Annotated in this window: 1 pseudogene; it reads right to left on the bottom strand. The window is 76.8% G+C overall.

Annotated elements, in window-relative coordinates:
* Positions 1-174: 174 nt before the first annotated feature.
* Positions 175-599: pseudogene (locus ADK60_RS24525) on the bottom strand (hypothetical protein); the annotation flags it as partial.

Raw genomic sequence — 599 nt, 5'->3', positions numbered from 1 at the left:
GGTGCGGGTGGGGTGACGGCGACCGGACTGCCCCAGGCGGTCGGGTCGAGGACGGTGGCGCAGCCGGGTTCGTCGTCGACGGGTGCGGTGGAGGCGGCCGGCGCGGTGGGGTCGGGGTCGGAGTGGCGGTTCGGCGGGGACGGGGTCATCGGAGCCTCCGGGAGGGGTGCGGGCTCAGCCGGGCTGGCGGCAGTCGATGGCGGGCAGCTCGCGGTAGGCGGTCGGCGTGCTCTCCGGCCTCGGGTCGCTGCCCACCCGGACGCCCCACTGGAGCGACTCGTCGTTGCCGAAGTCGTGGGAGCGGGTGAGGGTGACGGACCCGGTGCCGAGCCGCACGGTCTCGGTGGCGACGGTCACGGGCGGGTTGCCCGCGCCGGAGTGGTGCTGCCAGGAGACGACCAGCGTGGCGCCGGGCGGCCCCGACGCCACCACGGTGATCCGCGCCTGGAGGCCGAAGCGGCTGCTGTCCAGACAGCCCAGGGAGTCGACGGTCAGCGATTCCACCCGGGTGGGCGCCGGCGGCGGGGAGGTCGTGGTGGACGGTTGCGGTGCGCGGGTGGGGGAGGAGGGGTCGGTGGTGGCGGCCGGGGACGTGGGGG

The sequence above is a fragment of the Streptomyces sp. XY431 genome (genome assembly GCF_001279805.1).
Lineage (GTDB): Bacteria > Actinomycetota > Actinomycetes > Streptomycetales > Streptomycetaceae > Kitasatospora > Kitasatospora purpeofusca.
The sequence above is the reverse complement of the archived record's forward strand: the minus strand, read 5'-3'. Positions and strand labels throughout refer to the sequence as shown.